General features: G+C 67.1%; 15 protein-coding genes and 2 pseudogenes. 8 read left to right on the top strand and 9 right to left on the bottom strand.

What is annotated here, in order from left to right:
- Positions 1-41 precede the first annotated feature (41 nt).
- From FB390_RS25590 to FB390_RS25610, 6 genes are all read right to left on the bottom strand, one after another.
- Entirely contained in the window at positions 42-1,430 is a 1,389-nt protein-coding gene (locus tag FB390_RS25590; protein WP_141811243.1) for an MFS transporter, read from the bottom strand.
- A gap of 435 nt (positions 1,431-1,865) precedes the next feature.
- Positions 1,866-2,072 carry a helix-turn-helix transcriptional regulator gene (locus tag FB390_RS25595; RefSeq protein ID WP_185757168.1) on the bottom strand — a complete coding sequence of 69 codons (207 nt, stop codon included), beginning with the start codon at positions 2,070-2,072 and terminating at the stop codon, positions 1,866-1,868.
- Positions 2,073-2,175: 103 nt separating this feature from the next.
- Positions 2,176-3,705 carry an FAD-dependent oxidoreductase gene (locus FB390_RS25600; protein WP_221639363.1) on the bottom strand — a complete coding sequence of 510 codons (1,530 nt, stop codon included), beginning with the start codon at positions 3,703-3,705 and terminating at the stop codon, positions 2,176-2,178.
- Positions 3,706-3,758: 53 nt separating this feature from the next.
- Positions 3,759-4,244 (bottom strand): GreA/GreB family elongation factor, encoded by a 486-nt coding sequence (locus FB390_RS25605; RefSeq protein WP_141811244.1) that lies wholly within the window; start codon positions 4,242-4,244, stop codon positions 3,759-3,761.
- Between the two features lie 235 nt (positions 4,245-4,479).
- Positions 4,480-4,650, bottom strand: coding sequence for a hypothetical protein (locus FB390_RS33730; RefSeq protein ID WP_185757285.1), 171 nt, complete (start codon positions 4,648-4,650; stop codon positions 4,480-4,482).
- 125 nt (positions 4,651-4,775) lie between these two features.
- On the bottom strand, positions 4,776-6,305 hold the full coding sequence (locus FB390_RS25610; RefSeq protein ID WP_141811245.1) for a PucR family transcriptional regulator: 1,530 nt from the start codon (positions 6,303-6,305) through the stop codon (positions 4,776-4,778).
- A gap of 322 nt (positions 6,306-6,627) precedes the next feature.
- Here FB390_RS25610 and FB390_RS25615 point away from each other — a divergent pair, with 322 nt between their 5' ends.
- Entirely contained in the window at positions 6,628-7,140 is a 513-nt protein-coding gene (locus FB390_RS25615; protein WP_185757169.1) for a DUF2231 domain-containing protein, read from the top strand.
- Positions 7,141-7,181: 41 nt separating this feature from the next.
- Here FB390_RS25615 and FB390_RS25620 read toward each other — a convergent pair whose 3' ends face one another.
- Positions 7,182-8,006: a tachylectin-related carbohydrate-binding protein gene (locus FB390_RS25620; RefSeq protein ID WP_141811246.1), complete on the bottom strand. Its 825-nt coding sequence runs from the start codon at positions 8,004-8,006 to the stop codon at positions 7,182-7,184.
- Between the two features lie 257 nt (positions 8,007-8,263).
- On the opposite strand from FB390_RS25620, the gene FB390_RS25625 reads away from it, so the two are divergent.
- Positions 8,264-9,256: an NAD(P)H-quinone oxidoreductase gene (locus FB390_RS25625; RefSeq protein ID WP_141811247.1), complete on the top strand. Its 993-nt coding sequence runs from the start codon at positions 8,264-8,266 to the stop codon at positions 9,254-9,256.
- Between the two features lie 38 nt (positions 9,257-9,294).
- Here FB390_RS25625 and FB390_RS25630 read toward each other — a convergent pair whose 3' ends face one another.
- Entirely contained in the window at positions 9,295-9,876 is a 582-nt protein-coding gene (locus tag FB390_RS25630) for a TetR/AcrR family transcriptional regulator (protein WP_141811248.1), read from the bottom strand.
- Between the two features lie 220 nt (positions 9,877-10,096).
- Here FB390_RS25630 and FB390_RS25635 point away from each other — a divergent pair, with 220 nt between their 5' ends.
- The 5 genes and pseudogenes from FB390_RS25635 to FB390_RS34940 all read left to right on the top strand — a co-directional run.
- Positions 10,097-10,810: a type 1 glutamine amidotransferase domain-containing protein gene (locus FB390_RS25635; RefSeq protein ID WP_141811249.1), complete on the top strand. Its 714-nt coding sequence runs from the start codon at positions 10,097-10,099 to the stop codon at positions 10,808-10,810.
- A gap of 96 nt (positions 10,811-10,906) precedes the next feature.
- On the top strand, positions 10,907-11,824 hold the full coding sequence (locus FB390_RS25640; protein ID WP_141811250.1) for an acetoacetate decarboxylase family protein: 918 nt from the start codon (positions 10,907-10,909) through the stop codon (positions 11,822-11,824).
- Between the two features lie 11 nt (positions 11,825-11,835).
- Positions 11,836-12,000, top strand: coding sequence for a hypothetical protein (locus tag FB390_RS33735; RefSeq protein WP_185757170.1), 165 nt, complete (start codon positions 11,836-11,838; stop codon positions 11,998-12,000).
- Positions 12,001-12,067: 67 nt separating this feature from the next.
- Positions 12,068-12,124, top strand: a pseudogene (locus FB390_RS34935) (hypothetical protein); the annotation flags it as partial.
- A gap of 64 nt (positions 12,125-12,188) precedes the next feature.
- Positions 12,189-12,526, top strand: a pseudogene (locus tag FB390_RS34940) (aldehyde dehydrogenase family protein); the annotation flags it as partial.
- A gap of 125 nt (positions 12,527-12,651) precedes the next feature.
- On the opposite strand, the gene FB390_RS25650 reads toward FB390_RS34940, so the two are convergent.
- On the bottom strand, positions 12,652-14,832 hold the full coding sequence (locus FB390_RS25650; RefSeq protein ID WP_141811251.1) for a malate synthase G: 2,181 nt from the start codon (positions 14,830-14,832) through the stop codon (positions 12,652-12,654).
- A 266-nt stretch (positions 14,833-15,098) separates the two neighbouring features.
- Here FB390_RS25650 and FB390_RS25655 point away from each other — a divergent pair, with 266 nt between their 5' ends.
- Positions 15,099-15,839 carry an SDR family NAD(P)-dependent oxidoreductase gene (locus FB390_RS25655; RefSeq protein ID WP_141811252.1) on the top strand — a complete coding sequence of 247 codons (741 nt, stop codon included), beginning with the start codon at positions 15,099-15,101 and terminating at the stop codon, positions 15,837-15,839.
- The last annotated feature ends 3 nt before the right edge of the window (positions 15,840-15,842 follow it).

The raw sequence follows: 15,842 nt of genomic DNA on the forward strand, positions 1-15,842 counted from the left end.
GCCTCTTCGAAGTCCGATAACCGCCCCGCGGCCGAACTGGTTCAGGCGTAGAGCTGTTCGCCGGGAACGGCGTCAGGATCCGCCCGCACCTCCGCGGGATTGGTTTCCCGCAGCACCCACGCGCTGAAGACGGTGACCAAGCCCATCAGCGCCAAATACACTGCTACGAGCGTGGTTCCACCCGTATTGGCGATCAGTGCCGTCATGATGAACGGCGTGCCGCCGCTGACGGTGATCGCGGCCAGTTGATAGGCCAGGGACGCGCCCGAGTAGCGCAGCCGAGGTTCGAACAGCTCGCCCAGGAAGGCCGCCAGCGGACCGTACGTCAACGACTGGAAGATCGTGCCGACGGCGACAGCGACGAAGAACATCGGCAGTTTCCCCGTGTCGATCAGCAAGAAGTACGGAAAAGCCCAGGCCGCGAGACCGATTCCGCCGACGAGGATGAGCGGCCTGCGCCCGACCCGGTCGGATCGATGGCCCGACCAGAGGATCACCGCGCAGCCGAACAGGGAGGCGACCAGCGAGACGGTCAGGATGTCGTTGCGCTTCATGCCGAGTTCGTGTGTGCCGTAGCTGAGTACACCGGCGATGCTGATGTAGAAGGCGGTGTTGGTGGCGGCGAGCAGTCCGCAGCCGAGCAAGATCTTGCGCCAGTGCAACCGGATCGCCTCCGACAGCGGGGCCTGGGCGACCCGGGTGGGGCGCGTTTCGGCCACTTCCTGTTGCAGTTCACGGAACTCCGGGGAGTCCTCGACCTTGGTCTGGATGTAGAGCACGACCGGGAACAGCAGTGCGCTGCACCAGAACGGCACCCGCCAGCCCCAGCTCAGGAACGCTTCCGGGGAGAGGGCCGAGGTCGCTACCAGGAATACGAGATTGCCGAGGACTACGCCGAGTGGCACACCCATCTGCCCGAAAGTCCCGGCGAATCCTCGCCTTTTCGGACTCGCGGATTCGGTGAGCAGCAACACGATTCCGCCCCACTGGCCACCGCAGGCGATGCCCTGCACGAATCGCAGTGTGACCAGCAGGATCGGCGCGACGACCCCGATCGCGTTCGTGCTCGGCAGGCAGCCGATGAGGAAGGTCGCCAGACCCATGCCGAGCAAGCAGGTGACGACGGCGGGCTTTCGCCCGTACTTGTCGCCGAAATGCCCGGCCAGCACGCCGCCGAGCGGACGGGCGACGAAACCCGCCCAGAACGTGCTGAACGACAGCAGCGTGCCCATCAGCGCGGAGCTGTCCGGGAAGAACACATGCGGGAATACCAGTGCGGCAGCAGTGCCGTAGAGGAAGAAGTCGTACCACTCGATGGAGCTGCCGATCAGACCGGCGGCGAGGAGTTTGCGATGGGCTCGCCGGCGTTCCATGGCCGGCGCGAGGGGGATTTCGCCGGGGCCGGCGGGTTCCAATGGTGGTGCAGTCATGCGCGTACTCCTGGTCGGATGGGGCCATTGATCGGATCGGAGGGAATAGAACTTGACGCCAAGTTCAGATTGGTGGGAACAGTTTGGAGTAGCGATGGAGTAATGTCAATCACACTTTTACGAAGTGACGCATCCTCCGTTTTCGAGCGCCGAGGCACCCGCCGAGACCGAAACCAGATACATATGACCAGTTCAGAGGCTTGAATGACACGGTGACGTGACGCATTGCGGTATCGACCAGTCCACTCGGGCCCCCGGCCCCTCGGGTCGGCCGATCGGGTCCGGCTGCCGTGCGAGTTGACGCTATGAAGTGGACTCGATATCAAGTCCACCGGGGGCGAGAGCGTTCCAACCCGACTTCGGGGCGGGCAAGTCGCGCTCCGCGCGTGCCACGGCGGTTCAGCCGACTGCTGTACGCGGCGGACAGACCTCGAATCATTTGGTACCCGCCGGCCAAGCGGTCGGCGACTGGCCGATCTTCTGGCTGACCATGCGGGAGAGGGCCGCGAAGGAGCTGCGTGACATGGCGGCGTGGCGCGCCATATCCTCCAGAGTCCAACTGGCACCGAGTGATTCGTGCACGGCGATCAGGGCGCTGGCAAGTTGCGGGTCGGCGATCCCGGTGAGCAGGCCGGGTGGCATCGCGACACGACTCCGAATTGTCGAGCTGCCACCACCCGCGCGACGGCGCGGTGTCAATCTCTTTGGCGCGCAGCCCCTTACGGGATCGAGTGACTGGACTGGCTCACGGACGCTCGTCACGCTGGTCGGGTAGGCGGCGAGGTTCGAGTGGGCGGGTGGCCGGTCCGTGGATGACCGCGCCGTCGGTGCTGAAGCGGGAACCGTGGCAGGGGCATTCCCAGGCGCGTTCGGCGTCGTTGAACGCGACGAGGCAACCGAGGTGTGTGCAGGTCGCCGAGACCGCGTGCAGCGTTTCGGTGTCGTCACGGAACACCGCGCACCGCTGCCCGGCCACACGCACGACCGCACCGGCGCCGGGGGCGATGTCGGCAATGGAGTCGACGTGCGAGCTGCGCAGCCGGTCGCCGATGAAGTGTTTGGCGACCTTGGACTGGGCTTTGAGCAAGGGACCGGCCTCGGCCACCGGGTGCAGCCGCCGCGGGTCGTACAGATCGGTCCACGGTAGCGGATCGCCGGTGATCGAGCCGGTCAGCAGCCGGGCGGCCAGCACGCCGTTGCTCATCCCCCACCCGTTGAATCCGGTGGCCACATAGACACTGTCGGCGCCGGCGTGCATCACCCCGATATAGGGCATCTTGTCGGTCGTCGAATTGTCTTGCGCTGCCCAGCGATAGCGGAGCTGGGCGGCGGGAAACCGTTCGAGGGTCCAGTCCGTCAGCGTCTCGTAGCGTCCGGTCACCTCACCGGCCCCGGGTGTGAACATCTCGCCGGTGACGATCAGCAACCGCTGCCCGTCGGTGTAGGGGGCGGTGCGCACCGAGCGCGTGTTGGCTTCCGGAGTGATGTAGGTGCCGTGCGGATCCTGCGCTGCCGGGATCGCCGCGGCGACGACGAGATGGCGCTGTGGGACCAGACGCGCGAACAGCAACGCCCGGTCGAACACCGGATAGTGCGTCGCTACCACCACCGAATCGGCGCGGACGCGGGCACCGGACTCGGTCGTCAGCGTGTGGGGTGGGCCCTCGTCCAGGTCGACGACGCGGGTGCGTTCATAGATGACGCCGGTGCGCGCGGTGATCGCGTCGGCCAGCCCCAGCAGGTAGCGGCGCGGATGAAACTGCGCTTGGTCCTCCACCCGAACGGCCGCCGCGACCGGGAACGGCAGCTCGGTCTCGGTCACCAACGACGCCCGCAATCCCGCCTCGGAGGCGGCCGCGGCCTCGTCGCGAACCTGGCCGACCATGTCCTCGCTGTGGACATAGGTGTAGGCGGGGCACCGCTCGAATTGGCACTCGATACCCAACGTGGTGGCGGTCCGTGCGACGTGATCGACGGCGTCCTGCTGCGACGCGGCATACAGCCGCGCCGCCTCCGCGCCGAACTCGCTGTAGACCAACGTATGCAGGGCCGTCAGCTTCGCGGTGGTGTAACCGGTGACCCCGGCGGCGATGCGGTCGGCCTCGAGCACCGCCACCGAACGACCGGTCTGCACCAACTCCCACGCCGTGCACAAGCCGGCAATCCCGCCACCGACGACCGCCACATCGACGGTCAGATCCTCGACGACCGGCGGATACGAGGTCGCCTCGGTGGAATCCATCCAGAACGATTCATCGATCACCCCAGCGTTCACACCGCCCGCATACCCTCGGCAACTCCACCCAATCCCGACAACCGCGCGGTCCGTCAGGAGCCGATGGGCTCTCCCTCACGACTTCTGTGCAGGCTGTAAGGGACCGCGGCCAGCACTGTGACAGGCACGGTCGCACCGGCCGGGGTGCGGTAGGTGCGCTGCTCACCCGTCCGGGCGCCGAGGAGAGCTTCGCCGAGCGGGGACTGCGGGGAATAGATCTCGATGTCGCCGTGCTCGGCTGCCCGGCTCGCGAAGAGGAACGTCTCTGTGTCGCCGGTGTCGTCGTAGCGGACGGTGAGCACCATGCCGGGTTCGGCGACGCCGTCGTCGGGCGGATCCTCACCGACCACGGCGTGGGTGAGCATGTCGAGGATGTGGTTGATGCGGGCTTGGCGGGCGCGTTGTAGCGCGATGCGGTTCTCGTCGGTGCTGCCGCTGTCGACGGCGTCCCGGTCGAGCAGGGCGCGCAGTTCGTCGAGTTCCGCTTGCAAGCGCTGATGGGCGTCCTGAGAGATCCATACGCGTTGCGGGGTGGTCATTTGTTCTCCTACTGGTTGTGCTCGCCGCTTCGTCGGCGTGGAAATGTGGTGAAGTCCGCGAGGATGCGCCGGGCTTCGACTCGGGCTTCGCCCGCGGTGGTGGTCGTGTTCGATCAGCGGCACCGAAGGGACACGGGAGTCTTCGCCACGAGGATTCGTCGTCAGGGGCGGGAAGTGCCGCCGCCCCTGACGACTCGGGGAGCCCCGATCGGGGCCGAAGCCGGTCCCGGCGCGGTCAGGCCGCCTGGGGCAGTTTCCGGAGCAGGCGTTCAGCTCGGCGGGCGGTGACGGCGGTGAGCTGCACGCCGCGTTCCCGCAGGAAACCGGGCGTCGACCGCCCTACGATGCCCGCTCCGACAGCGACCGCGGAGCGCGGCTGGCCGTCGAGTCGTCCGCTGTCGACCATCGCTACCTCCCTGTCGGCCTGTCACTGATGACTTCCAGCATGGAGTGGGAAGCGGTCGTGGGGTTTGTCGCGTTCGGACAATGACGGTGGTTCGAACTGTCGCGATCCGACAGTGGGCGGGAGGATCAGTCGGTGTCCGCGGCGGCCAGTTCGATCATCGTGGCCACGCGCATACGCGAGTCCTCTAGATCGAGCGTGGTGACATCGGCCATCTTGCGCAGCCGGTAGCGCACGGTGTTCTCGTGCACGCCGAGCCGCTCGCCGGCTCGCGCGAGGTCACCCATCGTCTCCAGCCACGCGCGCAGCGTGGCCACGTATCGGGTGCCGTGCGCGCTGTCGTGGCGGCGCAGATCGGCAACCGGTCCACGGGCCGGGGTGCGGCCGGATTTCGCCGCGGTCCGCAATCGCTGCAGCAGGATGTCCTGCCACGCCTCGTCGTAAGCCGGCGCCGGACCACTCGAGGATCGAATCTCGTGCAGGGCCAGGCACTCGTCGGCTTCCGGGAGAGCCGAAGCCAGCTCCGTCGCCGACGCCACAGCGCTGATTCCGGCCGAGACACAAGCCTGCTCGGGCAGCGCCGACCGCAACGCGCTCACCCAGCGGCGTGCGGTCTCCGCTTCCCGAGCGGGCAGCACGGTGTAGACGGCGTTGCCCGACAACGCGCTGCGCCCCGGCCGCGACCAGCCGAAACCGGTGGTCGCCCGCTCGAACAGCAGCATCAGCGCCGCGTCGCGGTCAGCTCCCACCCGCGCGTGCACCGCGATCACCCGCAACCCCTCCGGCGGCAAACCGAGCCTGCTGGCCGCGGTGGCGGAATCCGCAGCGCCTTCCAAAAGCCGGATCACCAGCTCGGATTCGACCTGACGTTCCAAGTCGGCGCTGGCCCTGGAGCGCAGCAGATGCAACGCCACCGTGTGAGCTCCATCGGTCAGCGCCGCCAACCGCGCGCCCTCCAACGGTGTCGGCGTCGCCACCCACACCGAGCCGAGCAGCCGCCGACCCGTCCGCGCCGCGGCGACCATCCGGCCGGACAGACCATGCTCCGAATCACCCGGCACGAACAACGGCTCGCCGGAATCCGCCAAATGCGCGAATACGCCACGCTGTTCGAGCAGTGCCCGCAGATACTGCGGCGCCTGACGACTCAAAATGGTTTCCACGCGTGCGGGATCGGCGTGCTGCTGGCCGCGCGAATAGGCCAGCACCCGCGACAGCCGATCCTCGATCGTCACCGGCCCGCCGACCGTGTCGGCCACACTGTCGGCCAACGCGAACAAATCCGTGGGACCCCGGCCCGACTCGGTCTCGCGGCCCTCCAACACCAGCCCGTAGACCACGGCGGCCAACTCACTCCACGCCACCGCGGGATCGACCATCAACACCGCGACCGCGTCACCGGTCTCGGCGAACCCGAACTGCTCGTCCACGCCGCGCACCAACACCACAACGGCGCGCGCGGAACCCGCCCAGCCCACGGCCTGCTCCACCGACTCCGCCCCCACCGCGAGCAGGACGTCACCGGTGACCACCGCACGTTCCGCGGTGGCCTCGGGCAGCACCACACTGCTCAGCTCCGTGGCCCGCGACACCGAACAGGACCGCAGCCGAACTCCGTAACCACCGAGCACATTGACCAAACGATCCAACGTCACCATCAGCCGCGCTCCTCACCTCCGACCCCTTGTCAGCGTAGAAGTGCCGCCTCGCCGCGCTGTGCGCTGCTGACCCACACGGTTCGGTCGGGTCGGCTTCGACAGTGAGTCGACGCTCTGGAGCCGTGTCACCAAGCCACGCTCGCATCTCGTCGGCGTGTTTACGCAGCAGTCCGGCGTCGACGAGTTGCTTTTGCGGCCTTCGGGATAACGACCACCATGGTGGGCATAAACATCACGGTGCGACGCTGATGTGCAGATCTTGACCGCGTGACCTGATTTCACCAATAATCGTTGGTGTAATTGCCAAAGTGTGGAGGTTGCCATGACAGATGACATGCGACAGGCCAAACACCCGGTCAGCGCCGCTCTCGCCGGGCCTTACGGACATCCGTTCCATCCGATCCTGGTCACGGTGCCGATCGGAGCATGGCTGGCGAGCGTGGTGTTCGATATCGGCTCGCATGCGGTCGACGATCCCGCGTTCCTCGCTCGTGGCGCACAGTGGCTGATCGCCATCGGCGTGCTCGGCGCTCTCGCCGCCGCGACGGTGGGATTCTTGGACCTGTTCGCCATCCCGACCGGCACGCCCGCTTTCCGAATCGGGCTGATCCACATGGGTTTGAACCTCGGCGTCACCGCGGCGTTCGCGCTCAGCTTCTGGTGGCGCACCTCCGGAACCGGTGTGGACGACCCGGTTGCCGCAGGCCCGCTGACGCTGTCGATCCTCGCCATGCTGGTGCTGACCGTCTCGGGATACCTAGGCGGCAAACTCGCCTACCACTACGGCGTGCGCGTCGCCGACGAGACCACCCAGGCCGCCGGCTACCGCCGCTGACCCACCTCCGCTGACAACTCACGAAAGGCGAGGTCGAAGGTTCAAGAGAGTTCGATCATCGGACCTGGAAAGACGACGTCACGGAAACCGCCGCCGATCTTCTTACCGCCGTCGCCCGCGGTCCAGGTCGGTTCACCGGTTTTCCAACCGTCGTGTCGGTACCACTCCAGGTCGTCGTGCCCGTCGATGCCATAGATCTGGCCGCCGCCGTCGTACGAGCCGAACACCCGGCCGTACGCATCCCAGCCGCTACCCACCCGCCGGCCACCCTCACCTGCGGTCCAGGCAGGCGAACCGTCGGCCCAGCCGTCATGGCGGTACCAATCCATCTCCCCATCGGCGGTGATCCCGTAGATGATGCCGTTACCGACCGAGAACACCCTCGGATAAACACCCCACCCCGCGCCGACGGGACGCCCGCCCTCACCCCCGGTCCACGCCGGTGACCCTTCCGTCCACCCGTCGTGGCGATACCAATGCAATTCACCCTCGGGCGTGATCCCATAGATGACGAAACCGTCGGGCTGCCCCGCCACCATCCGCCGACCGCCCGCGAAAACCTGCGCATACGCGTTCCAGCCGCTACCCACCAAACGACCGCCATCCCCCGCCGTCCAGGCCGCGGTACCGTCCTCGAACCCATCGTGGCTGTACCAGTGCATGTCCCCCGCGGGCGTGATCGCGTAGATGATCCCTCGGGCTCCAGCACTGAAAACGGAACTGTAGGCATCCCAGCCGGAGCCGATGTTCAACCCTCCGCCGAGCCCCGTCCAGGCGTTCGCGCCGTCCGACGTTCCGTCATGACGGGCCCATTGCAAGCGTCCGTCCGGCTTGATCCAGTAGAAAACTTGACCGAGATCACTCATCGGTCCTCCATTCGGTTGCCGATTGGGGAACGCGGAACCGCCAGCCAGCAGAAGTATTCCATGTGGGTGGAGACCCGAGGGCAATTCGGGGTGAGCAGAATTCGGCCGTTTAACCGCCCGAACCGAGGGAATCCGAGATCGCCGACGGCAAGTCCCGGCACCGCGGCCGTGACATCGATAACCTCCATGTTGACACCGCTTACACGAGCGGTAATGTAAGCGATGTACACATGATTGTCGAGAGAAGGGATATTGGCATGTACGCGGTGACGCTCGACAGCTTCGGTGCACCCGAGGTCATGAAATGGGCCCGGGTGGACGACCCGCCCGCCCCCGGCCCGGGTGAGGTGGCCATCGACGTGGTGGCCGCGGGGGTGAACCGCGCCGACGTCATGCAACGCTACGGCCTCTACCCGCCACCGCCCGGCGCCAGCGAGATCCTCGGCCTCGAAGTTTCCGGTTTCGTCGCCGAAGTCGGTGCGGGCGTGGCGGATTGGCGTCCCGGCGATGCCGTGTGCGCGCTGCTGGCGGGCGGCGGCTACGCCGAACGAGTGAACGTGCCCGCCACCCAAGTGCTTCCGGTGCCCGAGGGCGTCGGCATGACCGCCGCGGCGGCGCTACCCGAGGCGGCCGCTACCGTCTGGTCGAATCTGGTGATGACGGCAGGCCTGCGCAGCGGACACGCGCTGCTGATTCACGGCGGCGGCAGCGGAATCGGTACGCACGCGATTCAAGTCGGCCGAGCGCTCGGCGCTCGGGTAGCGGTGACGGCGGGATCGCAATTCAAATTGGAGCGGGCACGGGAGTTGGGAGCGAACACCCTCGTCAACTACCGGGAAGAGGATTTCGCGGACGTCATGACCACCGAATATTCCGGCGCGAACGTCATTCTCGACATCATGGGCGGAAGTTATCTGAACAAGAATGTGGAGGCACTGGCCGACGACGGACACCTGACGATCATCGGATTACAAGGTGGAGCGACCGCCGAACTGAATCTCGCTGCGCTCCTGGGCAAGCGAGGCTCCATTCATGTCACGAACTTGCGCCGCCGACCCCAGCGTGGTCCCGGCTCGAAGGCCGAGATCATCACCGAATTGCGCGAGCGTCTGTGGCCGCTGATTTCCGACGGAACAGTCGTGCCGGTCGTCTCCGCGCAAGTCCCGATCACCGATGTCGCGGAGGCACATCCGCTGCTGGACTCCCCCGAGACCGTCGGCAAGGTGGTGCTCACGGTTCGCGAGCCCTGAACCGGTATCCACCCGATCAGCCGCACCCCAGGGAGTCATCACCCGATGCGAGGTCCGAGTATCGCGTGGACCGCCGTGCGGACCCGGTCGGCAACCGCCTCGGCAGGCGCGGCCTCGAACTTGCCGTCGAGATGCAGGAAGGCGAGCCCGTGCACCAGCGCCCACACCGCCGTCGCCATACCCTCCGTATCGGCACTGGGAAATGCTTGTCGCACAATGGATTTGAGGTACTCGTTGATCGCCTCCACCGCGGCCACCCGATCGGAGCTGGTGGGATCACAGCCCTCGGCGAACATCACCCGGAACAGCCCAGGTCGCGTCAGCGCGAACTGGACGTAGGCGACCGCGGTGGCGGCGAGTCCTTCCTCCGTGGTCGGTTCGGGATGCGCCGCCGCCAGATGCGCGGCCAATTCGCGGTAGCCGACCGCCGCGACGGCGGACAGCAGGGCATTGCGGTCGGCGAAATGACGATATGGCGCCGCGGTGGACACACCGGCGCGCCGGGCTGCCGCGCGGAGCGACAGCTCGGTCGCGCCGCCTTCCTCGAGGAGCTCCACGGCGGCGCGCACCAGCGCATTGGGTAGATCCCCGTGGTGATACGACGCGGTCGACGTTGCCATGGCTACAACCTAACAAGTGTTGACAGCGCTTACATGCACCGCCCAATGTTAGCGCCCGCCGAACGCGTCCTCGCCGACAATGTCGCGGTGATCGGCATGGGAGCGGCGCTCGCGGCAACTCCGGAGCTAGCGAACCGTTGCGTCAGGGTTCGGCGGAGACCAGGACCCCGATGAGCGGAAACCCGAGCGCCGTGGCGCTCCGAACACAGGAGGAAGAACGATGACGAAGGTTCTGTTCGTGATCTCGGCGGCCGACCGCTGGACACTGAACGACGGCACGGTGCATCCCTCGGGCTTCTGGGCCGAAGAGGTCGCGGTCCCGCACCGGATCTTCACCGAGGCCGGCTGGGATATCACCGTGGCGACACCGGGCGGAAAAGCGCCGACGCTCGATCACCTGAGCCTCGGCATCGCCGGCGGCATGCCGTGGAAGCGTCGTGACGTGAAACGCTACCTCGACGACATCGAGACCGTCCTCGCCACACCCGTGCCGCTCGACACCGTCGACGCGGATGCGTTCGACGTGGTGTTCTACCCCGGCGGCCACGGCCCCATGGAGGACCTCGCCTACGACGAGACTTCCGGTGCGTTGCTGGCGAACCGACTGGCCTCCGGCAAGCCGCTCGCTCTGCTGTGCCACGCGCCCGCCGCGATCCTGGCGGCGACAGCACCCGACGGCACCTCGCCCTTCGCCGGTTACCGGATGACCGGGCTCTCGAATCGGGAGGAACTGCTCAACCGGTTCGCGAGAAAGGCGCCGTGGCTGCTGGAGGACCGACTGAAGGAGGCGGGCGTCGAATACTCCAAGGCGCTGATTCCGCTGCGGCCCCACATCGTGGTCGACCGGAATCTGTACACGGGACAGAATCCGCAGTCCTCGGAGGAACTGGCCGAGCGACTCGTCGCCGATGTCGGCGCTCGGCCCGCCAACTGAATTCTCCGCCGCCTTCGGCAGTTGTTGACAGCGCTTACATTCGCGGGTTAGCCTGATGTTAGCACTGTCCACATGCGAGCGAGGGAGCTTCATCCGATGTCATCGACCTACCAGGAAACAGTCGTGGTCGACCTGGGTGGCCACGTGGTCACCGTCCCGAAAGGTGGCCTCTACGACCGGCATCGGATGAACACCGACCTGGACGAGGTCGCCTCCGATCCGCGGGTCAGCGGCGTGGAGTTCTTCCGGCGGATGCCCAAGACGAAAGTCGATTCGCGGATCGGTCCCACGCTGACCCCGAACTTCTACTACCGCATCTCCACCGCCCGGTTGACGATGCTGGCCCGCTCGCGCGCGATCCGCTCGCGCCTGCCCGAGGAGCTGGCGCCGCTCGAGGTCGCGCCGGGGTTGGGGCTGGTGTCGGTGATGTTCTTCCGCTACGAGGTGTGCGACATCGACTTCTACACCGAAGCCGCCGTCGGCATCGCCGTGCGACCGGCACGCCACGGCCGCCTCGGATTCCTCGACCTGGCCACCGGCCTGGCCAACGACCACCTGCACTCCTACGTGCTGTCGCTGCCGGTCAGCACCGATATCGCCCAAGTCCGCGGCCACGACGGCTACGGCTTCCCCAAATGGGTCACCGGTGTCGATGTCGACATCGACACCGACCGCACCACCGCACGGGTGACCAACGACGCCGGCGAGACCGACCTGGCGCTGTCGGCGGCCACCCCCGCCCAGACCGCTCGCCCGACAGGCGAGCACGTCTCCTCGCTGACCTCCTACACCACGATCGAGGGTGCCTGGCACTCGACGCTGAGCCAGATCAACGTGCTCGCGGCCGGAACCACCCGCTTCCCGCGCAACGTCGACCTTCAGATCGGGCAGGGCCGCATGGCCGAGGACCTGCGATCGCTGCGACCGATCACCACCGTCCGCCTCGACGTCACCACCGAAGGCCAACTCGCCCTGCACATGCCGGTCCCCACCTCCATCCGAAGCCGGAACTGAGGAGCCCCGCCATGCCCACCGATCACGCAGCCACCCTGGCCCGCGGCTCCGACCTTCCCGCCTCGCTGAACCCACCCCTGATCGAGCGCCTGACCGCCCGAGTCACCGCCGGCGCGGACGCCGAACGGGTCACCACCAACACCCCATACGCCGCCGCGGCGCGATCCCGCTGCTGACCCACACCACCGAACTGCGCCACCCCAAGGGCGTCGTCGCGCGCTGATGGACAACGCCGACTACATGATGTTCACCGGCTCGACCGCCAGCGGACGCCGGATCGCCCGCGACGCGGGAGAACGCCTCATCGGCGCATCCCTGGAACTCGGCGGCAAGAACGCCATGCTCGTCCTCGACGACGCGATCGCGGGCCAATGCCACGCCATACGGTCTCAATGCCAGCGTCTGGACTCGCGACGGCGCCAAGGGGAGGGCCGTCGCCGCCCGTCTGCACGCGGGCACGGTCAACGTCAACGACGCCTTCGCCGCCGCGTGGGGCAGCATCGACGCACCGATGGGCGGCATGGGCGACTCGGGACTCGGTCGCCGCCACGGCGCCGACGGCATCCTCGAATACACCGAGCCGAAAACGGTTGCCCACCAACGTATTCAGGGCTTCACCCGCCGACGGGCGTCCCACATCGAACCTGGGCCGCCATCCTGACCGTGGCGCTGAAGCTGATGAAAGGCGTCGGCGCTCGCTGAGTCACAGCGGCGCGTTCCGAGGGCTGAACCCACTAGGCATCGCCGCGAAGACCTACACCTCCTGATGAAGCGCGAATCCCCCGGTCGACTCGGTCGACCGGGGGATTCGTTCGTCGCTCAGCGCTTTACACGCAAGCCAGCGCCTTGGCCTCGCGGCGGCGGCGGTGCAGGATCGGCTCGGTGTAGCCGTTGGGCTGCCTGGTGCCCTCGAGGATCAGCTCCTTGGCGGCCTGGAAGGCGATGCTGCCCGCGAAGTCGGTGGCCATCGGGCGGTAGTTCGGATCGCCCGCGTTCTGCCGGTCGACGACCGGAGCCATCCGCTCCAGGCTGGCCACCACCTCGTCGGCGGTGACGATGCCGTGGCGCAGCCAGTTCGCCATCAGCTGGCTCGAGATACGCAGGGTCGCACGGTCTTCCATCAGCGCGACGTCCTTGATGTCGGGCACCTTGGAGCAGCCGACGCCCTGGTCGATCCAGCGCACCACGTAGCCGAGGATGGACTGCGAGTTGTTGTCCAGCTCCTGCTGCTTCTCCTCCGCGGTCCAGTTGGGCTGCGCGGCGAGCGGGATCTCCAGGATCTGGTCGACGGTGGCGCGGCGACCGCCCTTGGCGATCTCGGCCTGCCGCTTGAACACGTCCACCAGGTGGTAGTGGGTGGCGTGCAGGGTGGCGGCGGTCGGCGAGGGCACCCACGCGGTGTTGGCGCCCGCCTTCGGGTGGCCGACCTTCTGGACCAGCATGTCGGCCATCAGATCCGGCATGGCCCACATGCCCTTGCCGATCTGCGCCTTGCCGGGCAGGCCCGCGGCCAGACCGGTGTCGACGTTCCAGTCCTCGTAGGACAGGATCCACTGCTGGGCCTTCATGTCGGCCTTGCGGACCATCGGCCCGGCCTCCATGGAGGTGTGGATCTCGTCGCCGGTGCGGTCCAGGAAGCCGGTGTTGATGAACACCACCCGCTCCTTGGCGGCCTGGATGCAGGCCTTCAGGTTCACCGTGGTGCGGCGCTCCTCGTCCATGATGCCGACCTTGAGCGTGTTGCGGTCCAGGCCGATGACGTCCTCGACGCGGCCGAACAGCTCGTTGGTGAACGCGACCTCGTCGGGGCCGTGCATCTTCGGCTTCACGATGTAGACGGAGCCGGTGCGGCTGTTCTTCAGCTCGGTGTCGCCGTTGAGCGAGTGCTTGGCGATCAGCGAGGTGATCAGGCCGTCCATGATGCCCTCGGGCACCTCGTTGCCGTCCTTGTCGAGGATGGCGTCGGAGGTCATCAGGTGGCCGACGTTGCGCACGAACAGCAGCGAGCGGCCGTGCAGCACCAGCTCGGAACCGTCCAGCGCGGTGTAGACGCGGTCCGGGTTCATGGTGCGGGTGAAGGTCTTGCCACCCTTGGCGACCTCTTCGGCCAGCGTGCCCTTCATCAGGCCGAGCCAGTTGTGGTAGCAGAGCACCTTGTCCTCGGCGTCGACCGCCGCGACCGAGTCCTCGAAGTCCATGATCGTGGTGATCGCGGACTCCAGCACGACGTCCTTGACGCCGGCGGTGTCGGTGCTGCCGATCGGCGAGTTCGGGTCGATCTGGATCTCGATGTGCAGGCCGTTGTGCTTCAGCAGCACCGAGGTGGGCGCGGCCGGGTCACCCAGGTAGCCGACCAGCTGCGAGGGATCGGCCAGACCGATCTCGGTGCCGTCCTCCAGGCCGACCTCCAGCTCGCCGTCGACGATCTTGTAGGAGGTCGAGCCGATGTGCGAGCCGGTGATCAGGGTGACGGCGTCGTCGAGGAAGTTGCGCGCCCACTCGATGACCTTGTCGCCACGCACCTTGTTGTAGCCGGTGCCCTTCTCCGCGCCGTTGGCCTCGGAGATGGCGTCGGTGCCGTAGAGCGCGTCGTAGAGCGAACCCCAGCGCGCGTTGGCCGCGTTGATCGCGAAGCGCGCGTTCATCACCGGAACCACCAGCTGCGGACCGGCCGTCGATGCGATCTCGGCGTCCACGTTCTCGGTCTCGATCTGGAAGTCGGCGGGCTCGGGGCGCAGGTAGCCGATCTCGGTCAGGAAGTTCTTGTAGGCGGTCTTGTCGTAGTTCGCGCCCGGGTTCTCGGCGTGCCAGGCGTCCAGCTTGCCCTGGATCTCGTCGCGCTCGGCCAGCAGGGCGCGGTTACGCGGAGCGAGATCGTTGATCACCTGCTCGGCGCCGGCCCAGAACGCGGCGGAATCTACGCCGGTACCGGGAAGCGCCTCGTTCTCGACGAACTCGTGGAGAACGCTGGCCACCTGGAGCCCGCCGACCTGAATCCGCTCTGTCATCTACTGCCTCACTTCTGAGAAAGCCGGGTGGAAAAGACGGTTACATGTTACCCGTCGGTAGGCCCAATCCTTGCGGAGGGCCAGCGCCGACCGAGCGCGTCGGGTGAACGCCTCGGGGGCTCAAAGTATTTCGCCACGCCGTCGATCGGGGTCGATCGATCGGCGCGTCTCACGATGTCGGCGGTCGGCCGGACAACCCCTTGATCCTAGCGCCCGGCGCATTTAATGTACTGACCGGAACATTTCTTCGAACGGAAGGAGCGCGCGTGTCGCTCGCCGACAAGGTTGTTCTGGTCACCGGCGGCAGCCGGGGTCTCGGCAGGGAAATGGTGCTCGCCTTCGCCGCGGCGGGAGCGGACGTCGTCATCGCGAGCAGGCAACGCGACGGCTGCGTCGCTCTCGCCGACGAGGTGCGGAACACGTACGGCCGCCGTGCCCTGCCGGTGGCGTGCAATGTCAGCGAGTGGACTCAGTGCGACGCACTGGTCGAGTCCGCCTACGCGGAGTTCGGCCAAGTCGACGTGCTGGTGAACAACGCGGGCATGTCCCTGCTCTACCCCAGCCTCGATCAGGTCAGCGAGGCGATGTTCGACAAGGTGGTCGGCGTGAATCTCAAGGGCCCATTCCGGCTCTCGGCGCTGGTCGCGCCCAGGATGGCGGCGGGCGCGGGCGGCAGCATCGTCAATATCTCGTCGATCGAGGCCGCGCGGCCGGAACCGCTCGCGGTGCCCTACGCGGCGGCCAAGGCCGGACTCAACGCGCTCACCGCGGGTCTTGCGCAGACCTACGGGCCGAAGGTTCGGGTGAACGCGATCCAGTGCGGTCCGTTCGAGACCGACATCTCCAAGGCGTGGCCGGACGAGCTGCGCAGCGCACTGACCAAGCAGAACGCCATGGGCCGCGTCGGCCAGCCGAACGAAATCGTCGGCGCCGCATTGTACTTCGCCACCGACGCGTCGTCGTTCTGCACCGGAGCCACGCTCGCGCTCGACGGCGGTTGGCGATGACCG

Origin of the sequence: Nocardia bhagyanarayanae, from assembly GCF_006716565.1 — a bacterium.
GTDB lineage: Bacteria > Actinomycetota > Actinomycetes > Mycobacteriales > Mycobacteriaceae > Nocardia > Nocardia bhagyanarayanae.

Coding starts and splice junctions, on each gene's coding strand:
- FB390_RS25650 (WP_141811251.1), bottom strand. CDS start 14,832: ATGACAGAGCGGATTCAGGTCGGCGGGCTCCAGGTGGCCAGCGTTCTC.
- FB390_RS25610 (WP_141811245.1), bottom strand. CDS start 6,305: ATGGTGACGTTGGATCGTTTGGTCAATGTGCTCGGTGGTTACGGAGTT.
- FB390_RS25605 (WP_141811244.1), bottom strand. CDS start 4,244: ATGACCACCCCGCAACGCGTATGGATCTCTCAGGACGCCCATCAGCGC.
- FB390_RS25630 (WP_141811248.1), bottom strand. CDS start 9,876: ATGGCAACGTCGACCGCGTCGTATCACCACGGGGATCTACCCAATGCG.
- FB390_RS25640 (WP_141811250.1), top strand. CDS start 10,907: ATGTCATCGACCTACCAGGAAACAGTCGTGGTCGACCTGGGTGGCCAC.
- FB390_RS25615 (WP_185757169.1), top strand. CDS start 6,628: ATGACAGATGACATGCGACAGGCCAAACACCCGGTCAGCGCCGCTCTC.
- FB390_RS25625 (WP_141811247.1), top strand. CDS start 8,264: ATGTACGCGGTGACGCTCGACAGCTTCGGTGCACCCGAGGTCATGAAA.
- FB390_RS25620 (WP_141811246.1), bottom strand. CDS start 8,006: ATGAGTGATCTCGGTCAAGTTTTCTACTGGATCAAGCCGGACGGACGC.
- FB390_RS33730 (WP_185757285.1), bottom strand. CDS start 4,650: ATGGTCGACAGCGGACGACTCGACGGCCAGCCGCGCTCCGCGGTCGCT.
- FB390_RS33735 (WP_185757170.1), top strand. CDS start 11,836: ATGCCCACCGATCACGCAGCCACCCTGGCCCGCGGCTCCGACCTTCCC.
- FB390_RS25635 (WP_141811249.1), top strand. CDS start 10,097: ATGACGAAGGTTCTGTTCGTGATCTCGGCGGCCGACCGCTGGACACTG.
- FB390_RS25595 (WP_185757168.1), bottom strand. CDS start 2,072: ATGCCACCCGGCCTGCTCACCGGGATCGCCGACCCGCAACTTGCCAGC.
- FB390_RS25590 (WP_141811243.1), bottom strand. CDS start 1,430: ATGACTGCACCACCATTGGAACCCGCCGGCCCCGGCGAAATCCCCCTC.